Here is a 20,965-nt window from a genome sequence, read left to right as displayed (position 1 = left end):
CGGCCTAAGGCAGATCAAGAAGCCATGAGGCGAGAAGACGTGCCGAAGGCCGTTCTTCGATCATCGGCGTCGTGACGAGGTAGAATGCGTCGGCGGGCACCAGCGGCAGGTCGTTCAGCTCCACAAGTCGCCCTTCCCGCACCAAATCGCCGGTGATCGATTCCCAGCCCAGCATCACGCCCTGGCCATCGAGTGCGGCCTGGGTCGCCTGCACATAATTGGTGAAACGGCGGCCCGCCGTCCGGTTCTCCGGCAGTCCCATATTCTTGAGATAGGTCGGCCAGGTGATCCAGGCCGGGTCGTCGGTATTGACATGCAGAAGCGTGGTGCGATCCAGCTTGATGCCTGCCGACTTGAGCCGATCACGAAACGGCTGGCTGCAAACCGGCACCACGCGTTCGTCGAACAGCTTTTCCACCGTGCCATCCGCCCATCGTCCATTGCCGTAGCGGATCGCGAGATCGACGGCCGGATTAAGACGCGGCGCGCCCTGCAGCGTGGTCATGACGTTGACGGTGACCTGCGGATGCTCGGCCGAGAACCGCGCGAGCCTCGGCATCAGCCAATAGGTCGCAACGCCCACCGAACAGGCCACCGTCGCGGAATCACCGGTCATCTGCAAATGCCTGACGTGATCGATCGCGTCGGCGATCCGACCCAGGCCCTCCGTGACGGCGACCTCGAGGATTCGCCCGGCCTCGGTTCGCGCCGCTGGCCGTGTCTTGCGGTCGAGCAGTTTCGTACCGACATGGTCTTCCAACTGCCGGAGCGCCTGGCTCACGGCCGGCTGGGTGACGTTCAATTCCATTGCCGCCCGCTGGACGCTGCCTGTGCGTGAGACAGCCTCGAAGACCGACAGAAGGCGCAAGGGCGGCAGCGGCGATGGCATCAATATAATCCCAGAGTTATTTTATCATAAGACGATTCCGGCTTCATAGAATTCCCCGAAGCCATTAAAGTCAATGCATGGAGCGCAAGATCACTCCCAGATCCCGCTCTGCACAAATATTAGACAAACAGGATTCAAAATGGACATCAGCCTCAGCCAGGCCGTAAGACTCAAGGAGCATGGCATCGACGTGCCGCTGCTCGACGGCACGACCGCCTATTTCAACAATTACTGGCTCCGCGACAATTGCCCGACCTCGTTCGACAGCCAGACGCGCGAGCGCACCTACGACATCTTCCACGAGGCCGAAGCGCCGATGCCTGCACAGGTAAGGATTTCGGACGGCGTGCTGGAGATCGAATGGGCCGGCAGCAGCCACAAGACCCGCCATCCGCTCGCATTCCTCGCCAAATACGCCAATGGCACGCCGCGCCATGACCCCGCCGACTTGCCGCGCCGCGCCTGGTATTCGGATCACTATCCGGATATCGCCCGCTTCTCGCAACCGGCACTGCTGGCCGACAAGACGCTGGTTGCCAAATGGATCGAGGCGATGCTGGTCGAGGGCGTCGCGATCATCACCGATATGCCCGACAGCAACCAGGGCCTCGATGATCTCGCGAAACTGATCGGCCATATCCGCCCGACCTTCTTCGGCGAATATTTCGATGTGAAGACACATATCAAGCCGACCAACCTCGCCTACACCGCCAAGGCGCTCGAAATGCACACCGACACACCGGCCGAGGATGTCGCGCCTGGCGTGCAGTTCCTGCATTGCCGTGCCAACAGCGTGAAGGGTGGCGCGAACCTGTTCCTGGATGGCGTGGCCGTCGCCAACGACCTGCGGAAGGAGTTCCCGGAGGACTTCAAGCTGCTGTCGGAGACCGACATCCCCTATTATTGCGAGCATGACCACTACGACATGCGCTCGCGCCAGCGGGTGATCGAGCTCGACGCCCATGGCGAAGTCTCGGGCCTGACGATCAGCCAGCATATGGCCGATATTTTCGACCTGCCGCAGGAGTTTCTCGACGCCTACTATCCGGCCTTCTGCCGCTTCGGCCGCATGCTTCAATCGGACAAATACCTGATGCGCTTCCGGCTCGAGGCCACCGAATGCATCGTGTTCGACAATCACCGCATCGTGCATGGTCGCTCAGCCTATTCGGCGACCGAAGGCGACCGCTACCTTCGCGGTTGCTACACCGATCGCGGCGAGATGCGCAGCACGTATAGGGCGCTGGTGTCGGAGGGACGATTCAAGGGGTAGAGCATTACCCCTCACCAAGCGCGTCCATGTGATCGGCTACGCCTCGCCCGGCCTTCGTATCCTCTCCCACAGGGGGAGAGGTAGGGTGCCACAATCGCGGCCTTCGACTTCGAGCAAGGGGCCGCGGCGAATCTACCTCTCCCCCTGTGGGAGAGGATAGTTCGTCCCCAAGAGGCGGAGCCGATTGGCTGGACGAACTTGGTGAGGGGTGTTCAGCCCAACGCCGCACCAGGGTTCATCCCACCCAGCGCCTTGTCCTTCAACTCCCGGAACTTCGCTGATGCCTCGGACAGTTTCCGGTCCCATTCCGGGTTCGGAACCTGTCCTTCGATAGTGCGGAAATAGACGTCCATCAGCGCGGCGATGGCGAACGGTTCGAGGAACGCCGCCTTGAAGGCCCAAGCGAAGATGATCGCGGCGACGAAGGACCAGCCGGCGAGATAGCCGGGCATGATGTAGAACAGCGTCGCCATGGGTGCGAGCATGACGATGAAGATCACGATCGCGACCACGTAGAGCATGATTGTCAGCCAGACCGCGTTCTTGATCATGGTCTTGCCGTTCTGGGCGTAGAGCACCAACGCCTGGGAGGATGTCTCCCACGGATTGCTCGAGCCGGTCTTGATATTGTAGCCGAGGATGATCTCGTCGACATAGGTCAGCGACATGCGGACGATGCCGGTGATCAGGCCGATCAGGCCCTGCAGGCCGGGGATCGGCAGGAACAAGGCGACACCGCCAAGCATGCCGGTGATGGCGCGGATGACGCCTTTGATCAACTGGTCGAGCACGAACAGAAGATTGGCCTCGCCGAAGCGCGCGGTGACGACTTCCTTGGCGTGGGCGATCTGGCCCTGGCCCAAGGGCAGCGCCTTGCCCTGCATCAGTTCCACCATCACGGCGATGTGGCCGGCTTTCAGGATATAGAGCAGATATTCGCGGATCCAGTAGACCGCGATCGAGACGACGGCGAAGCCGGCAACCCCGCCCCAGATGCCGAAACTCGCCGGATCGTCACTGATATGGCCGACGCCATAGCCGATGCCCGCCCCTGCCCCGGTCGCAGCGATATAGGCGATCGTGATGCCGAAATAGACGGCCATGCGGAGAAGAATGAAAGGAAATGTACGGGCCATCAGCCCAAGTGTGCGGCCTATCGAGAAGTCCCACATGCTGTTTCCCTGACCGTGCCCCGGTCAGAAACCGAGAGTTCGCTGAATGTAGCGCCATGTCCGCATGAAGCGGCTTTTCGTCCATGGTACGCGGCCAGCCTTCAACTTATTCACCGATTCGCCAAGAAGTTTCGCGATTTCGGGATGCTGGGCCAAGCGCTCCATGTCGTGGGACACGATCTCGGTGGCGCCGCGCGGAAAAATCTTCCCATCGACCGGCAGCGGATGGAGCCGGGGACCGAGCTTGGCAATCAGGTCAGCCTCGAGCGCGCCATACCATTCGGCATCGCGATCGAGGCGGACGACCTGCCGGACGTCGCGTCCCGCCTCGCGGATCGCCACGGTGATCTTCTCCATGTCGTCTGTCGAATGACAGGCGAGAAAGAGACGCGAAAAGAGCATCTCGCTTTTCTTGGGATCGTAGTCAGTTATCTTTGCGAGGTGCCGGAGATAATCGGAGATTTCGATCGGAAAAGAGAAGTTGGCAGGCTTGTCACGCGTCGGAACCAGGCTATCCAGTCCGAGAATGTGCTTGCCGAACGCCGTGTAGATATCCTCGCTGCCGCGCCGGACCGCTTCGAAATTCAGGACCGTGAGCCGGAGCTTCGGATGATCAAGGATCGGTTGAAGCTCGATCAGCGCGTTGAGGATATCGGATTTGAGCGGATCGGCCAGCTGGCGCTCGGCATATCTGGGAAACGCCGTGCCGCGCCCGTTCTTGATCGTCTCGCCCCATACCGACACAAGCAGCGAAAGCGGATCGCGCAAAGTGTAGACGATCAGTACTTCGTCCTGATCGAGAACCTTGCCGAGCTTCACGAAATCCTTCGCCTTCCATTTGCGAAAGCCTTCCGAGGAGATCAGCATATTGGCGTTGGCTTTGGCGGCCTGCGCGGCAGCGCGCTTCAGCCGCTTGAACAATCCGCCTTTCTCGGCGAGCACATCGTCTTTCGACGAGACGACCCCGTGGTGTGCGTTCTGAGCTCGCTGCGACACGACGGGATAGAGCCATCCCTTCTGCAACAGTTCCTTGCGGTTGCGATAGAAATTCGATTGCAGATAGGTCGTGGCCGTCTTGCGCGGGCCGATATGGATCACAAGCATTCGGGTCACCTGAACCTGTTGACGAGGCGGCGCCAGCCCATCAGCGACGATCGCGCGAGGTTGGCGACCGTCATCCTGAACCCGCCGGGCCGGAATTTCTTCGTCAGGTCGTCGAGCAGCGCTTTCACCCTGGGATCGGCGGCGAGCACCGTGTCGTCGTAATAGTCGAATGTCGCCTCGCCCTCGAGGAAGAGTTTTGCACCGGGCGGCGGCACCATCTCGGCCGAGAATCGCTTCAGCAGCTTGCGCTCCATCGCGAGATACGCCTCGTCGTCGCGGCGCATCGTCATCACCCGCTTTGCCTGCGGCACGGCGGCGACGGCCTCGATGATCTCCTTGCGGGTGGCACCCGTCAGCATATGTTTGAAGACGCGGCCGATATTGACGCGCTCGCCGCCCTTCCAGCGGCCCATCCGCACCAGCATTGCCCGCATGAACTCTGTCATCTCAAGCGGCTCGCGCTCGTTGGCGGTGCCGCGTTCGGCGTGGGGTAATGTGCCGATGGACAGCACGTCCTCCGTGAGTACATCGAATATGTCGCGACCCTGCCTGCCGATCTCATCATAGAGAAGCACTGTCAGGCCGGCATTTTCGACGTCGCGGTATTTTTGCAGGTCGGTGAGTGGATCGAGCGAGCGGGATTTGCCCGCCTTGCGGACCTGCTCGTCATAGTGCTGCGGCAGCGATTTCGGACCGCCGGTCTTCACCTTCTGCGCCCAGAGCGAATAGGTCAGAGAAACCGGATCGCGCAGCGTGTAGACGATCCGCATTTCATGTGGCGCCATCATCTCCTGCAACCGCTTCAGATGCTGCGGCCGCCACTTGCTGAAGCCTTCCGAGGAGAGCAGGATGTTGAGATTGCCCGCAGTGGCCTTCTCGGCGATCTTCCGGAACGCGGCAGTCTTGCGGCTGCTTTCGTCCAGTATCTCGGCCGGATGATCCGAGAGATCGTGATGGGCGATCACCACGCGCTCGCCCACCTGAGGATAGAGCCAGCCCGCTTTTTCCAGCGCAGCCGCGTTGTAGTGCAGGTTCGTCTGCATCCAGGTCGTCGCTGTCTTGTGCGGCCCGACATGCAGAACGAACATCAGAGCAGCTCCGTGCTCGCGATCTTGATGCCGAAGCCTTCGAGGCCGACATAGTGGCGCTCGCGCGACGACAAGAGCTTGATCGAGGCGATGCCGAGATCTTTCAGAATCTGCGCGCCGAGGCCGATTTCCAGCCATTCGCTTTCGCGCGCCTGCGCTTCGGAATGGCCCTCGCGTCCGTGGCCCATCTTGCGGTTATGCTCCGTGGCGCCGACGCCGACCGAACCCTCGCGGAGATAGACGATGACGCCGCGACCCTCTTCGGCCATCCGCGCCATGAAGCGATCGACCGGGCGGGGATTGCCGAACACGTCGGCTGCGACATTTTCCATATGCAGGCGGACGAGGACATCCTCGCCGTCGCGGATATCGCCGAACACGACGGCGAGATGCTGCATCGGGTCCCAGGGCAGCGAATAGGCGAAGGCCTTGGCCTTGCCGTGCGGTGTATCGATCTCGAAGCTCGCGACGCGCTCGATCAGCGTTTCCTTGCGCTGACGATAAGCAATCAGGTCGGCGACCGAGACCTGCTTGAAGCCGTGTTCTTCGGCAAAGGCCGAGACCTGCGGGCCGCGCTTGACCGTGCCGTCGTCATTGACCAGTTCGCTGATCACGCCGATCGGCGGCAGGCTGGCAAGCCGGCAGAGATCGACGGCGGCTTCCGTATGGCCCGAGCGCATCAGCACGCCGCCCTCGCGCGAAATCAGCGGGAAGATGTGGCCGGGCCGGACGAAATCGGCCGAACTGACATTGGGATTGGCCAGGTTGCGCACCGTGACGGTACGATCATCGGCCGAGATGCCCGTCGTCGTGCCGTGCTTGAAATCGACCGAGACGGTGAAGGCGGTGGTATGCGCCGAATCGTTCTCGGCCACCATGGCGTTGAGGTTCAGCCGCTTGGCTTCCTCGCGTGGCATCGGCGTGCAGACGATGCCCGACGTGTGGCGCACGATGAAGGCCATCTTCTCAGGGGTGCAATGGACCGCGGCGACGATCAGGTCGCCTTCGTTCTCGCGGTCGTCATCATCCGTCACCACGACGATCTCGCCGCGCTCGAAAGCCCGGATCGCATCGACGACGCGCTTCTGGTCGTAAGCCATTCCAAAAACCCCTACTTTCTCGTCTTCCGCACTCCGGACGGGAAACCGCTTCACACTTTCCCTGGAGTTGCTCTAATCTAACCGGCCCGTCTGGCCGCGATCACGCAGATAGTGATCGGCAATGATGCAGGCAACCATCGCCTCGCCGACGGGCACCGCCCGGATTCCGACACAGGGGTCGTGGCGACCCTTGGTCCTGAGCGAAACATTGTTGCCGTCCGCGTCGATCGACAGGCGCTCGGTCAGGATCGATGACGTCGGCTTGACGGCAAAACGCGCGATCACCGGCTGGCCGGTGGAAATGCCACCCAAAATGCCGCCGGCGTGATTGGAGAGGAAGATCGGCTCGCCGTCATTGCCCATGCGCATCTGGTCGGCGTTTTCCTCGCCGGTGATTTCGGCGGCGCCGAAGCCGTTGCCGATCTCCACGCCCTTGACGGCGTTGATCGACATCAGGGCCGAGGCGATATCCTGGTCGAGCTTGCCGTAGATGGGCGCGCCGATGCCGGCCGGCACGCCTTCCGCCACCACTTCGATGACAGCGCCGATGGACGAACCCTTCTTGCGGATATCGGAGAGATATTCCTCCCAGACCGGTACGATTTCCGGATCGGGCGCAAAGAACGGATTGTTGCCGACCTCGTCCCAGTTCCAGTTCTTGCGATTGATCTTGTGTATGCCGATCTGCACCAGAGCGCCACGAATTGTGACGCCTGGAATGACCTTGCGCGCCAGACCACCTGCCGCCACACGCGCTGCGGTTTCCCGTGCCGAGGATCGACCGCCACCGCGATAATCGCGGATGCCGTATTTGGTGTCATAAGTGAAGTCGGCATGGCCCGGCCGGTACTGCCGGGCGATTTCGCCATAATCCTTCGAGCGCTGGTCGGTGTTCTCGATCAGCATGGAAACCGGTGTGCCCGTGGTGATCAGCGTCACGCCATCGGCATCCGGCATGACGCCGGAGAGGACCTTGACGATATCATCCTCACGCCGCTGGGTAACGAAGCTAGATTGACCCGGCTTGCGCTTGTCCATCCAGTGCTGGATCTCATCCAGCGTGAAGCGAATGCCCGGCGGGCAGCCATCGACCACGCAGCCGAGCGACGGCCCATGACTCTCGCCCCAGGTCGTCACGCGAAAAAGATGTCCGAATGTGTTGTGCGACATGAATGCTTATTCCGAGCCGGCTGACCGGCACCTTCAAGGTTTCCCGGGGCACTCATAGTGCCTGAATGCGGAAAATAGAAGCGTAAAAGTGCTGCCGCGCGTGGCGCCAAGCCAGCGCTTGAACAAAGCAAATTTCATGTTAACACTTCCGGCCGGAAATACCCCAATTCGAAGAAAATTTTGCCACATTCAGGAGTGAGACATGGGGAAGCAAAGCGTTGCACAAAAAAACGTCAAGGGAACTTCCATGCGCTTCCTCCTCGCAATCTTCCTGGGCATCGCAGGTTTGATAACGCCGTATAGCGCATTCGCCGAAAGCGCGGATGTCGAAGCGGTGATCGAGGGCGTCGACGAGGACAAGCTGACCCTGGTGCTTGATGATGGCAAGAAGTACCAGGCGCCCGAGGAATTCAATTTCGATGGGCTGAAGAAGGGCGTCAAGGTCGTGGTCTTCTACACCGAGACCGACGGCAAGCGCGTGATCAACGACCTCCAGATCGTGGAATGAAGAGGCGCTGATCTGACATTCAGCAAGGATTAACAGGCGGCTGATAGGTTCCGAAGGTCGTTGGAAACCGGATCATCCGTCATGTTACGCTTCATCAAGAGCCTGACCTCCCCCGCCGTGAAGCGCGCGGTGATCACATCCGGGCTCGAAGTTTCGGCCGTGCTCGACGGGCTCGGCCTGTCCTCCGGAACGCGCGGACTGGGGGCGATCTTCACGCTGCACCACGTGCGGCCGCGTTTCATCAGGCCCTTTCATCCCAACGATATCCTCGAGATCACGCCGGAATTCCTCGACGAGGCGCTGACGACGCTTGCCGCACGCGGCTACGAATTCATCCGCCTCGAAGACGTTCCGGCACGGCTTGCAAACCCGGATGCAAAACGCCCGTTCGCCTGCTTCACGCTGGATGACGGCAATCGCAACAACAAGACCGAAGCCACGCCCGTCTTCACGCGTCACAATGCGCCCTTCACGATCTTCCTCACCAAGGGCTTCATCGAAGGCACGCATTCGCTGTGGTGGGAAACGCTGGAAGCACTGCTCAACAAGGTGCCAGCTTTCGATTTCGACTTCGGCCTCGGCACCGAGCCGGTGCCGGCGGCAACGCATGAGCAGAAGCTCGCCGCGTTCGGCCGGGTCACCGATTTCGTGAGCACATCGGACGAGGCGCGCGCTGTCTCGCAACTCGACGAAGAGGCGCGGCGGCATGGCATCGATCCATTGGCCATCACGCGCGAACTCACCATGCGGGCCAACGAACTGCGAGAACTGGCGGAAAATCCACTCGTCTCCTATGGTGCGCATACGGTCAGCCATCGCGGGCTTGCGCGACTGCCCGAAGCGGACGCCCGGCGCGAGATCGAGCAATCGGTGCAAGCGGTCGAGGCGATGACGGGCAAACGGGCAAACGGCTTTGCCTATACCTATGGCGATGCCCGCTCTGTATCGGCGCGCGAGCGACAGCTCTTGAGAGAGTTCGGCATTCCCATCGGCGTCACGACGCGGCCGGGGGTACTGACATCGGATATGGCTGCCGACATGACGGCGCTACCGCGCATCTCGTTCAACGGGCTGTATCAGAAGGGCCGCTATGTCAGGGCGCTGGCGAGCGGGATTCCGTTCAAGATGGCGAAGTAAGGGGTAACCGAACCGCCAAAACGATCACGGATACATCCGCACCTTCTCCCAGCCCTCGCCTGCCCGGGCGAATTCCACCCGGTCATGCAGCCGGAAAGGCCTATCCGCCCAGAATTCGATCGAGACCGGCCGTAGCCGGAAGCCCGACCAGTGGGCGGGGCGCGGGATGTGGCCGATGCCGAATTTCATCGTGTATTCGGCGACCGCCTTTTCCAATGCGAAGCGGCTTTCGAGCGGGCGGGACTGTTTCGACGCCCAGGCGCCGATGCGGCTGCCGCGGGCGCGGGTTTCGAAATAAGCGTCGGCTTCGGCGTCGGAAACGGTCTCGATGTCGCCACGGACACGCACCTGGCGGCGCAGTGATTTCCAATGGAACACCATCGCCGCCTTCTTCTGCCCGAGCAGTTCCTGGCCTTTTCTGCTCTCATAATTGGTGAAGAACACAAATCCGTCCAGATCGAAGGATTTGAGAAGCACCATGCGGACATTGGGCATGCCATCCGCGTCGACGGTGGCGAGCGCCAGCCCGTTCGGGTCGTTCGGCTCAGCCGATTCGGCCTCCTTCAGCCATGTGCCAAACAGAGAAAATGGTTCATTTTCCTGGGTGAAGTCACTGGTTGTTAACTCATTTCCGCTCATGATCTGAAAGAAGCCCTATCTTTTGTTCGAGTTCTGTAGGCCAAGCTTGCGACACATATCAAAGCCGGATGGCGCCCAAAAGGCCCCTGTCGCAGCTGCGGTGAAATTTGCCGCGGTAGTGGCCTTACCGCTGCTGCTTGCGAGTTGCATGGGGTTAGGCGGGGACGAAACCGACACCAAGATTACCACCAATTCGGTCGACAGCGCAGTCTATAAGGCGCCGGCGGATACCGTTTCCGACGAAGCGACGATCCGCAACGCCGTGTCTTCCGCCGACTTGAGCCGCATGTCGCAGAGCGTGTCCATCCCCTGGGCCAACACGACCACGGGCAGCGCCGGTGTCATCAATTCCATCCGCGAAGAGAACAACGGCTCCTATGTTTGCCGGACGTTCATCACCACGCGGCACTCCTATCGCGGCATCTCGAACTATGGCGGCAAGGCCTGCCTCGTCGGCTCGGGAGACTGGCAGATCATCGCATTCAAGGAAATGACGTAAAAGCAACGGTCGCAACCGTCATTTACCGAACGGATACGAAAGTCTGACATAAGCCAATTATGACAACCTGGTGAATGAGTTCCCGATCCATGGCCAGCGACAACCGGATGCGCGACCCCTATGCAATTCTCGGCATCAGCCGGACGGCGGACCAGCTTGAAATCAAGGCTGCGTGGCGCAACGTCGCCAAAAAACTGCATCCCGATCATAATCGCAACGATCCCCAGGCCCAGACCCGCTTCACCGAAGCCGGTCGCGCCTACGATCTCCTGAAGGACCCGGACAAGCGCCGCCGCTACGACGAGATGCTGAACCGCACGTCGTTCGGTGGCGGTGCGAGCAGCGCCTATGCGCCGGGCAGAGCCGGCGGCGCCAAGGAACCGACCTTCATGGAGAAGCGGGCCGAACGCGCCCGCGCCGAGGCGGAAGCAAAGGCACGGGTCGAGGCGGAAGCCCGCATGCGGGCGGAGGCCGAAGCGGAAGCCCGCGCCAAGGCAGCGGCGGAGGCACGTGCAAGGGCCGAGGCCGAGGGCAAGGCGTCCGCAGCCGCGAAGCCCGCCGCCGGCAGCGAAATGGACGAGGAAACCCAGCAGGCCTTCACCAAGATTTTCGGCGAGCGCCGGAAAGCGGACAGGTCCGCTGAAGCGCCTGCCGGCAATGCCGAGCAGGCTGCATCCAAGCCGGAACAAGCCAAGCCCGAATCGGCAAAGGCGGAATCGGCCAGGACAGACTCCGCGAAAGCTGAAGCCGCCAAGCCCGCCGAGAAGGCCGCGCCACAGGAGGAAGCCCAGCCCGACGTCGAATCGTCCGATCCGCAGGCCGAAGGCGCGCCGTCACCGGCGCTCAATCTCATCTCCTATCTCGTCAAGCGGCTGACGGGCCAAGTGCCGGCACCGGAGAAGGCCCCTGACCTCAATATCGATGCCATGGTGTCGATCGAGGATCTCGTCAATCGCGTCAATCCCGCCATCACCCTGCCCGACGGCAAGCTGCTCAGCATCACCCTGCCCGATGGCGCCATGGATGGCACGACCGTGCGCATGGATGGCTATGGCCACAAGCTGCCCCACATGCGGCGCGGCGACGTGCTGGCGACGCTGCGGGTCAAGCCGCACAAATGGTATCGCACGGATTTCTACGATCTCCGCACCTTCCATGACATCGACATCGAAAACGCGGTGCTGGGTTGCGACGCGACGGTCGAGACGCTTGATGGTCCGGTCAGGATCAAGGTGCCCGAATGGTCCGGCTCGGACCGGACGGTCAAAGTGCCCGGCAAGGGCTTGCCCAAGGGCAACGGCATGCGCGGCGACCTGATCGTGGAGATCCGCGTCATGCTCTGGGACCACCCCGACCAGAAGGTCATCGACCTGATGCGCGCTTTGCGCGAAGGGCTCTTCCTGTGACAGTTCGGTGAAACCGCCTGTTGAAAAACTCCTTTTAAAAGCAACTATTTCACCCTCTGGGACACCAATTCTTGCTATCGCTAACTTTTGGTGATTTGAGCGCAGCTTGAACCGCCGGGCAGCCTGTGCCATAGGCGACAATGGATTATCAGTTTCTGAAGGGGGCACATATGACCGGATTGATGGCGGGCAAGCGCGGCATCATTATGGGCGTTGCCAACAACCGCTCGATCGCCTGGGGCATCGCCAAGTCCATTCATGCCCAGGGTGGCGAAATCGCCTTCACCTATCAGGGCGAAGCGCTGAGAAAGCGCGTCGAACCGCTGGCGGCCGAGATCGGCGCCATCGTGGCCGGCGACTGCGATGTCAGTGACGAGGCCAGCATCGATGCGGCTTTCGCCGAGATCGAGAAGATCTGGGGCAAGATCGACTTCCTGGTCCATGCCATCGGATTTTCCGACAAGGACGAACTGACCGGCCGCTATGTCGACACGTCCCCGGAAAACTTCGCCAAGACGATGCAGATCTCGGTCTATTCGTTCACATCAGTGGCGCGCCGCGCCGAAAAGCTGATGACGGACGGCGGCGCGATGCTGACGCTGACCTATTACGGTGCCGAGAAGGTGATGCCGAACTACAATGTCATGGGCGTCGCCAAGGCCGCGCTCGAGGCGAGCGTGAAGTACCTGGCCGTCGACCTCGGACCGAAGAATATTCGTGTCAATGCGATCTCCGCAGGCCCGATCAAGACGCTCGCAGCATCCGGCATCGGCGACTTCCGCTATATCCTCAAATGGAACGAATATAACGCGCCGCTGCGCCGCACCGTCACCATCGAAGAGGTGGGCGATGTCGGCCTCTACATGCTGTCGGACCTGTCGCGCGCCGTCACCGGCGAGACGCATCATGCTGATAGCGGTTATCACGTGGTCGGCATGAAGGCCGTCGATGCGCCCGATATTTCGGTGGTCAAGGAATAGCTTTCTCGCATGCCCGTGACACATTTCATCATCCGTCACGGGCAGACAGACTGGAATGCCGAATACCGGCTCCAGGGCCAGCGCGATATCCCCCTCAACGAAACCGGCCGCGCCCAGGCGACCGGCAATGGCGTCAGGCTCGCCGGGCTTGTTGATGATCTCTCCGTTTATGAATTCGTTTCGAGCCCGCTTGGACGGGCGCGCGAAACCATGGAGCGGCTGCGCGCTGCCGCCGGGCTCGACCCATCTATCTACAGCCTCGACGAACGCCTGATCGAGATCTGCTTCGGCGACTGGGAAGGCTACACGTCGCGCGAAATCAAGATCAACCAGCCCGATCGCTATCGCGAACGCCACCTCAACAAGTGGGATTTCATCCCGCCCGGCGACCTCGCCGAGAGCTACGAGATCCTCTCCTGGCGCGTCGGCTCATGGCTGAAGGCGCTCGAACGGCCGACCGTCGCCGTCTGCCACGGCGGCGTGATCCGCTGCATCTTCAAGCTCGCCGGCGGTGTGGAGCGGGAGGATGCGGCCAATCTCGACATCCCGCAGGATCGCATCCTGCGCTATGAAGATAATCAGATCGCGTGGGTCTGACCAAAATTCTCAATTGAGATTGAAGGCATACGGCTTGACCGGGCTCGCGACGCCTTGCTCCGGTGCCAGCGACAGCGAATAATCCAGGTGCTGCGGCCCCTGCCCGGTGGCGATGGTGCGGAGATTTTCAGTATCCGGAAACTGCCAAGCACCATCGGTCGTCACGAACGACACGCAGCCATTGGCCAGTTGCTGGCCGAACGCATATTGGACGACATAATATCCATCGGGAATGCCACCCAATTCGGCGCTGGCATTGGCGACCATGTAGACGGCCGCGATCAGGCGCTTAGAGAAAGCGCTCCTGACCTTGACGATTGCCTCTTTCGGCGTGTCGTTGATCAGCGTGATGCCATGGCCCGGCGAGACCCGTGGATTGATGCGGTAGAGAACTTCGCCATTCTCGGGCACCTTCCAGCAGAGCGGCGACGGCTTCAGCTTCGTGTCCGGCAGAATGGCACGGGTGGTGGGATCCACCGGAACCGCCGCATAGGTCAGCGCGGCAATCTCGCGGGTTTCCTGCCTATTGTCCGGCTGCAGGCTTTCGAGCACCACGCCGCCGATACCGAGCGGGAGTATCGCCGCCAGCGTCAGATGCGTCATGGCTCTCAGGGGCTTGATGCGCCAGGGATCCTTGAGCTTGATCTTGCGCGGATTGGCACCGCGCGCTTCCATATCTTCTACCAGTTCGCGCGCGCCCTCCGCCACCTCGCTGTCGCTGGCATCGATCAGCTTGCGCGCCAGCGCATAGCTGAGCTTGCGGTTGCCCTTGGCCGCGAAGGCGCGGCTGTTCTGCCACAGAAGCTGCTCCTCGGCCGCCATGTCGCGCGTGCCGCCAAGGGCATTGCGCGCGATCGCCCGCAGCGTGAAGTAGGGCGCCAGGGGAATGCCCCACCAGCCGAAGACGGCAGTGAACAGCGAGGACTTGATGGCTTCCGTCTGGGCGCAACGCTGGCAATAGATGCCCTGCACCGGGCGGCGGAAGGATGCGAAGACGGCGCTGTAGACGCGTATGAAGGAAAGCTTCCTGGGTTGCGCGGTCGCGCTTCCGCAGCGCGAACAGCAGACCGGATCGATGCCGAGCCAGGAATAATCCTCGTCATCCCTAGTGAAGCGACGGTCGTAGCGCTCCCGCGACTGGATGTCGGAGAGAATCTTGTAGGCGTTGTAGACCTTGTGGAAGTGGAACGAGGATCCATCCGAAGACGTATCTGGATGTGTTTCCTTGGCAAGCCGCCGATAGGCGTTCTTGATCTCCTCCTGATCGGCGGTCGGCATGACTCCAAGGGCGCGGTATAAGCCCTCAGGATCGCTATGGCGCATGCGAACCACCCCCGGTGAAACAACGACGCAATCCTAGCGGAAATCAACGCGGCTTTCCAGAAACAAGCGTCAAATATCGTGACCGTTCCTGACGAGACGCTTTTCGCGGCCTGGCGACGGAACGGAAGGGCTGAAAAGCTTCGTATCGCGAAAATCTTCAGCCGCAATGGTGGTGCAGAATTCCGCCCACGAACACCGGCGACAGGCATCGCGGATCGAGTGGGTGGCAAAATGCCTGCGCAGCGTCGAGATAGTCGCTGCATCCAGCGTCATCGCCTGGCCAACATCCGCCGGGAGCAGTTCCTTGACAGCCGCGACGGCAAGCGCGTCGATATCCCTTGTCTCGGCCTTGCCGCAATCGTGGTTGCAGTCAAGCCGGTCGGCGGGCGTCAGGCCGTTGCAGATGTCATCCGGTCCATCCACGAGCCGGACCGGCCTGCCACGCTCGATGCCCGCCACGATCGACGACATGTTCTCGACGAAAGCGGGCGTATAGCCGTAGCCGCGATAAGTCAGGATGCACAAAAAATGATGCCCGCGCAATTGCACGGGCATCATTGATGTCGGGTCCGATTCGGGTTCGGGCTTAGAGCTGCGCAAAGCGCGAGGCGCCCTTGAGAACGCCCTTGGCCATGACGGCGGCAATCGCAAGCTTCAGAACATCAGCCATCCAGAAAGGATAGAAGCCATATTCCAGCGCCTTATCGAAACCATAGAGGTAGGCGAGATAGGCGATGCCGAGGCCGAAGATCAGGACTTCACCTGCAAGCAGTGTCGCGATCATTCCCATCCAGCCCTTGGTCACGCCGCGATCGGCAAGATAGCCCATCAGCGCGGCTGCGGCGAGGAAGCCGAAGAGATAGCCGCCGGTGCCACCGATGAACACGGCTGGGCCAGACATGAAGCCGGCGAAGACCGGGAAACCAACAAAGCCTTCGACCAGGTAGAGCGCCACGGTTGCTGTCGCCATGCGGAATCCGAAGGTAACGCCGATCAGCATGACGGCAAGCGTCTGCAACGTCATCGGAACCGGATAGAAAAAGACCGTGATCTGCGACATGGCAGCAAGGAAAAGACTGCCGAGGACGACGATCGCCGCCTTTTTGGCGAGCGAGCCGCTGGCAAGCGCCTCAAGGGTTGAAATGCTGGATCTTGTTGCTAGTTCAGCCATCTGGAAACTCCCCATCGCAGATAATTCGGACCTTTCTGTCACAAAATCCGTTCATATTGCAATCGCGAATATCGACGCGCACTGCAATATTCCCGCCACTTCGGATGATTGTTGAAAAGCGATCTACGCGATTTACCCCACTGGCCCTACGCACTAAGGTCTGCCGATGACAACCATCCTTTATGAACATCCTGTTTTCCTTGAGCATCATGTGCCGCCGGGCCATCCGGAGCGCCCCGACCGGTTGCGGGCGTTGAATGCGGCGCTGGAGCACGAGAATTTCAAACAGCTCAAACGGCTCGAGGCACCTGTTGCCAATGAGGATGCGGTGACGCTCGCCCATCCCGAATCCTTCCTTATCGAGGTTATCCGGGCGATGCCTGAGGAGGGCGTGCGCCAGATCGAGTCGGATACGCATGCGAGCCCGGAGAGCCTGAAGGCGGCGCTGACCGGAATCGGTGGAGCCATGGCCGGCGTCGATGATGTCTTCGCGGGCAAAGCCGACAACGTGTTCGTCGCAAGCCGTCCGCCGGGCCACCATGCCGAGCACGACAAGGTGATGGGCTTTTGCCTGTTCAACAATGTGGCGATCGCGGCGCGCCATGCGCAGAAGGCGCACGGCGCCGAGCGGGTGGCGATCATCGACTTCGACGTCCATCACGGCAACGGCACGCAGGATATCTTCTGGGCCGATCCAAGCGTGCTTTACTGCTCGACGCACCAGATGCCACTTTATCCCGGCACAGGCTCCAGACACGAGACCGGCGCCGGCAATATCGTCAATGCACCGCTCAGCCCGAATGACGACAGCGCTGCATTCCGCGACGCTGTGCGAAGCCGCATCCTGCCGGCGCTGCACAATTTCCGGCCCGATCTCGTGATCATATCGGCGGGCTTCGATGCGCATTACCGGGATCCGCTGGCGCAGATCAACCTGGTTGGCGAGGACTTCGACTGGATAACCGGACAGCTGATGGACATCGCGGGCAAATATGCCGGCAACCGGGTCGTCAGCGTGCTGGAGGGCGGCTATGATCTGGAGGGGTTGGCCGAATCGGCGGGCCTGCATATCTGCCGGCTGATGAAAGGGTGACGATGAATACGAGTGCTGAAAAGATCGATGTGAGCGCACTTTCCTTCGAGCAGGCCGTCAAGGAACTGGAAAGCATCGTCGCGCGGCTCGAAGGCGGCGACGTGGCACTCGACCAGTCGATCGAGATCTACGAACGCGGCGAGGCGCTGAAGAAGCATTGCGAAACTTTGCTCAATGCCGCCGAAACACGAATCGAGAAGATCCGCGTCGATCGCGGTGGCAAAGCCGTAGGCACCGAGCCTCTCGATCGCGAGTGACGAATCATATGCGACGCGAGATTTAAGGGCACCGGACCGCGCATGAATATTATTCATACGCATGATCTTTTGACGCCGTTGCAAGCAAATCATCATCAAAGCCCCGAAGAACTAGACAATATTCAATTTTAGCAAAGCTCCCTGCGTCTAAACTCCACCTATAATTGCAACTTGTAATATTAATTTTCCGCAAATACTTCAGATATATATATTGGCATAATCTTACCTGGGTAAGCTTCTTGCCACATTGATGAAGCGTTCTACCCAGGATTGTTTCTGGGGGACATCGTGACTATTACATCAAAGCTTGCCGCCTGCATTCTGTCGCTGGCGCTTATCATCGCAGGTCTGCTCGTCGCGACCTTCATCATCACATCGGATATTTCCGCGAGCCTCAAGACGGTGGTCGAGGATCGCCTCGTTCCCGCCAAGCAGTTGAAGGTGGTCGCCGATCTCTATGCGGTGAACATCGTCGATACCGCGCATAAGGTCCGCAACGGCGGCATGGACTGGAGCGCCGGCGAAAAATCGATCCAGGACGCGAAGGCAGTGATCGAAAAGACCTGGACGACCTATCGGTCGACCTATCTCACCGACGAGGAAACCGCGATCGCGAAAAACTTCGAGGCAAAGGCAAGTGCCGCCGCGCCCGAGATCGAAAAACTCATCACGATCATGACTGCCAAGGATAAGGCCGCACTGGACACCTTCGTCGTCGATCGGCTCTATGCGGTTATCGACCCGCTCGGCTCCGACATCAGCGCGCTCATCGACCTGCAGATTCGCGTCGGTGGCGAGGAATATTCGAAATCCGTCGCCGAGCAGCTGATCTATACCAGCGCGCTCTGGCTTGTCGCATTGCTCGCTGCGGCGGGCGCCGGCTTCGCGCTTTGGGTCGTGCTCTCCAATGTCAGCAAGCCGATCCGGCAGATCACCGGCGCGATGAGTAACCTGGCCGACGGCGACACCGAGGCGGCGATTCCCTATGCCGGCCGCAAGGACGAGATCGGCTCGATGTCGAGCGCGGTGGAGGTGTTCCGCCACTCGGCAATCGAGAACAAGCGGCTGGAGCAGGAGGCCGATGCGGCGAGGCTCCAGGCCGAGGTCGATCGCGTCACGGCTCAGGAACGCGCGGAAGCGGATGCCGCCGAGAAGCTTCGGATCGCCACATCGGGTCTGGGCGCTGCCCTCAAGCGCTTGTCTTCAGGAGATCTCGCCTTCGAACTCACCGAAGCCTTCGCACCCGAATTCGAGGCCCTGCGTCACGATTTCAATAGCTCCATACGCCAACTCGGCGAGGCGCTGTCGCAGATCTCCAGCGGCATCTCGACGATGGACAGCGGGACGCGCGAGATTTCCACCGGCGCGCAGGACCTCTCACGCCGGACCGAACAGCAGGCGGCTTCGCTCGAAGAGACCGCCGCGGCGCTCGACGAGATCACCGCCAATGTCGGCAATTCCGAGAAGCGCACGGAAGAGGCGCGCGGCATCGCCACGCAGGCCAACCAGAGTGCCGTGAAGTCCTCAGAGATCGTGTCGCAGGCCGAAGAGGCGATGCAGCGCATCGAGAGCTCGTCGCAGCAGATCTCGAACATCATCGGCGTGATCGACGAGATTGCCTTCCAGACCAACCTGCTGGCACTCAATGCCGGTGTCGAGGCGGCGCGCGCCGGCGACGCAGGCAGGGGTTTTGCCGTCGTTGCCCAAGAAGTCCGCGAGCTTGCACAACGTTCGGCCAATGCCGCCAAGGAGATCAAGGGGCTGATCCACAATTCTTCGACCGAGGTCGCGGGCGGCGTGAAGCTGGTGCGCGAAACCGGAACCGCGCTGAAAACGATCTGCAGCTTCATCGGCGATATCAACAGCCACATGCAGGCGATCGCCACCTCGACCAAGGAGCAGTCCGTGGGGCTCGCCGAGGTCAACCAGGCCGTCAACGCCATGGACCAGACCACCCAGCAGAACGCAGCGATGGTCGAGCAATCCACGGCGGCCTCTGTCAGCCTGGCAAATGAGGCCGAACGGCTGCGCGGACTGGTCGATCAGTTCAAGCTGGCGAGCGGTGGGGACGCGCAATCTGCCCTGAAACAGGTGGCACGGGCGATGGCGGAGCCGGTGCGGCTGCCCTCGCGCCCGGCAACGGCCGTACGCCGGCCGGCAGCCGCGGCAAGCAATGCCGCCCAGGATTGGAAAGAGTTCTGATCAGCAGAACCAATGCAGGGCCCCTCGATTGCTTCAGGGGTCTTGTGCGTCTCCGGAACCATTGACGGCCGCCTCCCCCGCCCGTAGCTTCGGCCGCGAACCGGAGTTCGACCATGACCCGCATCGCGTCCCTGAGCCTCATCCTCGCCCTTTACGCCACCACGGCAGCAGCCAATGACACGACCGCCGAACTCAAGACGGGCGGGCTGGTCTATACGCGCAGCGACGCGGTCTCGATGGAGGAGGAGAAGCTCTACATCTCGCCGAAAGAGGTGCGGGTGGATTACGTCTTCCGCAACACATCGGACGCAGAAGTCGAGACCTATGTCGCCTTCCCGATGCCGGATATTCCGGGCGGGCCGGAGCAGAACATGGATGCCGGCGATGTCGAGAGCGACAACTTCCTCGGCTTCTCGGTCACCCAGGACGGCGCCGACCTGAAACCCTCGTTGCAGCAGCGCATCTATGTCGGCGACCTCGACATGACCGATGCCATCAACGCCGAAAGCCTGCCGATGAATCCTCAGAGTCAGGCGGCACGAGAGGCACTCAAGAAGCTTCCGCCGGAAACGATCGAGGACTTGCTGACCAGGGGACTTGTCATCCCCGATATCTATGACGACGGCTCCGGCATGAAGAAGGAATATGTGCCGATGTGGACGCTGAAATCCGCCTACTACTGGAAGACCAGCTTTCCCACGGGTAAGGATATCAAGGTTTCCCACCGCTACCGCCCGAGCGTCGGCGGCACCGTGGCGACAACATTCCTCGATGAGAACAACGAGCCGAAGGGCGAGCGTTTCGAGGAATACAAGAAGAAGTTCTGTGTTGACGACAGCTTCGTGAAGCTCGCGAAGAAATCCAATGCCCTGATGCGCGACGGACAGCCTTATCTCGTGGAGAACTGGATTTCCTATGTCCTGACAACCGGTGCCAACTGGTCCGGCCCGATCAAGAAGTTCACTTTGATCGTCGATAAGGGCGAAGGCGACAATTATGTCAGCTTCTGTGGTACGGATGTGAAGAAGACCGGCCCGACGACATTCGAGATGACGGCCGCGGATTTCTACCCCGAGAAAGATCTCGACATCCTGCTCCTGGTGCCGACGCAGGCGCCGTAGCACCAAACCAACGGCTCCACGCTGAAACAATTAATACAGTAAACACGTCCAGCTGAAGCAAGCCTGATACGATCATCCATCAGAATTTATCTTGCAGAAACATAGCGATGCTATCGGCAGGCTTGGTCCGACACGATCGTCTGACCAACGCCATCCCGCCGCTAAGTAATTCATGTAATTAAGTATTTTTCATTCCTGTTACCAGGGGAACAGCCGCAGCGCGCCCTCATGGGTGA

General features: G+C 60.7%; 21 protein-coding genes. 11 read left to right on the top strand and 10 right to left on the bottom strand.

Annotated elements, in window-relative coordinates:
* Positions 1–4 precede the first annotated feature (4 nt).
* A complete protein-coding gene (locus IHQ71_RS05635) occupies positions 5–889 on the bottom strand; it encodes a LysR substrate-binding domain-containing protein (RefSeq protein ID WP_258160973.1) in 885 nt (294 codons plus the stop codon).
* Positions 890–1,028: 139 nt separating this feature from the next.
* Here IHQ71_RS05635 and IHQ71_RS05630 point away from each other — a divergent pair, with 139 nt between their 5' ends.
* A complete protein-coding gene (locus IHQ71_RS05630; RefSeq protein ID WP_258160972.1) occupies positions 1,029–2,162 on the top strand; it encodes a TauD/TfdA family dioxygenase in 1,134 nt (377 codons plus the stop codon).
* Between the two features lie 212 nt (positions 2,163–2,374).
* Here IHQ71_RS05630 and IHQ71_RS05625 read toward each other — a convergent pair whose 3' ends face one another.
* The 5 genes from IHQ71_RS05625 to aroC all read right to left on the bottom strand — a co-directional run bounded on the left by IHQ71_RS05625 (position 2,375) and on the right by aroC (position 7,796).
* Entirely contained in the window at positions 2,375–3,334 is a 960-nt protein-coding gene (locus tag IHQ71_RS05625; RefSeq protein WP_258160971.1) for a hypothetical protein, read from the bottom strand.
* Positions 3,335–3,358: 24 nt separating this feature from the next.
* Positions 3,359–4,438: a hypothetical protein gene (locus tag IHQ71_RS05620; RefSeq protein WP_258160970.1), complete on the bottom strand. Its 1,080-nt coding sequence runs from the start codon at positions 4,436–4,438 to the stop codon at positions 3,359–3,361.
* A gap of 5 nt (positions 4,439–4,443) precedes the next feature.
* Positions 4,444–5,526, bottom strand: a complete 1,083-nt coding sequence (locus tag IHQ71_RS05615; RefSeq protein ID WP_258160969.1) for a hypothetical protein — start codon at positions 5,524–5,526, stop codon at positions 4,444–4,446.
* On the bottom strand, positions 5,526–6,626 hold the full coding sequence (gene ribB, locus IHQ71_RS05610; protein WP_258160968.1) for a 3,4-dihydroxy-2-butanone-4-phosphate synthase: 1,101 nt from the start codon (positions 6,624–6,626) through the stop codon (positions 5,526–5,528). Before ribB ends, IHQ71_RS05615 begins: the two co-directional genes overlap by 1 nt.
* 72 nt (positions 6,627–6,698) lie before the next feature.
* Positions 6,699–7,796: a chorismate synthase gene (gene aroC, locus IHQ71_RS05605; protein ID WP_258160967.1), complete on the bottom strand. Its 1,098-nt coding sequence runs from the start codon at positions 7,794–7,796 to the stop codon at positions 6,699–6,701.
* A gap of 247 nt (positions 7,797–8,043) precedes the next feature.
* On the opposite strand from aroC, the gene IHQ71_RS05600 reads away from it, so the two are divergent.
* Positions 8,044–8,304, top strand: coding sequence for a DUF1344 domain-containing protein (locus IHQ71_RS05600; protein ID WP_258160966.1), 261 nt, complete (start codon positions 8,044–8,046; stop codon positions 8,302–8,304).
* Positions 8,305–8,385: 81 nt separating this feature from the next.
* Positions 8,386–9,441 carry a polysaccharide deacetylase family protein gene (locus IHQ71_RS05595; protein WP_258160965.1) on the top strand — a complete coding sequence of 352 codons (1,056 nt, stop codon included), beginning with the start codon at positions 8,386–8,388 and terminating at the stop codon, positions 9,439–9,441.
* A gap of 24 nt (positions 9,442–9,465) precedes the next feature.
* Here the strand turns inward: IHQ71_RS05595 and pdxH are convergent, their stop codons facing one another.
* Positions 9,466–10,080, bottom strand: coding sequence for a pyridoxamine 5'-phosphate oxidase (gene pdxH, locus IHQ71_RS05590; protein WP_258160964.1), 615 nt, complete (start codon positions 10,078–10,080; stop codon positions 9,466–9,468).
* A 148-nt stretch (positions 10,081–10,228) separates the two neighbouring features.
* On the opposite strand from pdxH, the gene IHQ71_RS05585 reads away from it, so the two are divergent.
* From IHQ71_RS05585 to IHQ71_RS05570, 4 genes are all read left to right on the top strand, one after another.
* Positions 10,229–10,579, top strand: coding sequence for an RT0821/Lpp0805 family surface protein (locus tag IHQ71_RS05585; RefSeq protein ID WP_258160963.1), 351 nt, complete (start codon positions 10,229–10,231; stop codon positions 10,577–10,579).
* Between the two features lie 89 nt (positions 10,580–10,668).
* On the top strand, positions 10,669–11,985 hold the full coding sequence (locus tag IHQ71_RS05580) for a DnaJ C-terminal domain-containing protein (RefSeq protein ID WP_258160962.1): 1,317 nt from the start codon (positions 10,669–10,671) through the stop codon (positions 11,983–11,985).
* 140 nt (positions 11,986–12,125) lie between these two features.
* A complete protein-coding gene (gene fabI / locus IHQ71_RS05575) occupies positions 12,126–12,965 on the top strand; it encodes an enoyl-ACP reductase FabI (protein ID WP_374989963.1) in 840 nt (279 codons plus the stop codon).
* Positions 12,966–12,980: 15 nt separating this feature from the next.
* Positions 12,981–13,562, top strand: a complete 582-nt coding sequence (locus tag IHQ71_RS05570; protein ID WP_258162754.1) for a histidine phosphatase family protein — start codon at positions 12,981–12,983, stop codon at positions 13,560–13,562.
* A 9-nt stretch (positions 13,563–13,571) separates the two neighbouring features.
* Here the strand turns inward: IHQ71_RS05570 and IHQ71_RS05565 are convergent, their stop codons facing one another.
* The 3 genes from IHQ71_RS05565 to IHQ71_RS05555 all read right to left on the bottom strand — a co-directional run bounded on the left by IHQ71_RS05565 (position 13,572) and on the right by IHQ71_RS05555 (position 16,056).
* Positions 13,572–14,885, bottom strand: a complete 1,314-nt coding sequence (locus tag IHQ71_RS05565; protein ID WP_258160960.1) for a J domain-containing protein — start codon at positions 14,883–14,885, stop codon at positions 13,572–13,574.
* A gap of 69 nt (positions 14,886–14,954) precedes the next feature.
* Positions 14,955–15,410: a DUF1284 domain-containing protein gene (locus IHQ71_RS05560; protein ID WP_258160959.1), complete on the bottom strand. Its 456-nt coding sequence runs from the start codon at positions 15,408–15,410 to the stop codon at positions 14,955–14,957.
* A gap of 61 nt (positions 15,411–15,471) precedes the next feature.
* Entirely contained in the window at positions 15,472–16,056 is a 585-nt protein-coding gene (locus IHQ71_RS05555; RefSeq protein ID WP_258160958.1) for a biotin transporter BioY, read from the bottom strand.
* 166 nt (positions 16,057–16,222) lie between these two features.
* On the opposite strand from IHQ71_RS05555, the gene IHQ71_RS05550 reads away from it, so the two are divergent.
* The 4 genes from IHQ71_RS05550 (at position 16,223) to IHQ71_RS05535 (ending at position 20,729) form a co-directional block, all read left to right on the top strand.
* Entirely contained in the window at positions 16,223–17,149 is a 927-nt protein-coding gene (locus IHQ71_RS05550) for a histone deacetylase family protein (RefSeq protein ID WP_258160957.1), read from the top strand.
* A gap of 2 nt (positions 17,150–17,151) precedes the next feature.
* Entirely contained in the window at positions 17,152–17,406 is a 255-nt protein-coding gene (locus IHQ71_RS05545) for an exodeoxyribonuclease VII small subunit (protein ID WP_258160956.1), read from the top strand.
* A gap of 288 nt (positions 17,407–17,694) precedes the next feature.
* Positions 17,695–19,608: a methyl-accepting chemotaxis protein gene (locus IHQ71_RS05540; RefSeq protein WP_258160955.1), complete on the top strand. Its 1,914-nt coding sequence runs from the start codon at positions 17,695–17,697 to the stop codon at positions 19,606–19,608.
* A gap of 113 nt (positions 19,609–19,721) precedes the next feature.
* The gene (locus tag IHQ71_RS05535) at positions 19,722–20,729 is read left to right on the top strand and encodes a DUF4424 domain-containing protein (RefSeq protein ID WP_258160954.1); all 1,008 of its coding nucleotides are present in this window, start codon (positions 19,722–19,724) and stop codon (positions 20,727–20,729) included.
* Positions 20,730–20,965 lie beyond the last annotated feature (236 nt).

It is taken from the genome of Rhizobium sp. TH2 (assembly GCF_024707525.1).
Taxonomy (GTDB): Bacteria; Pseudomonadota; Alphaproteobacteria; order Rhizobiales; family Rhizobiaceae; genus Rhizobium_E.
The sequence above is the reverse complement of the archived record's forward strand: the minus strand, read 5'-3'. Positions and strand labels throughout refer to the sequence as shown.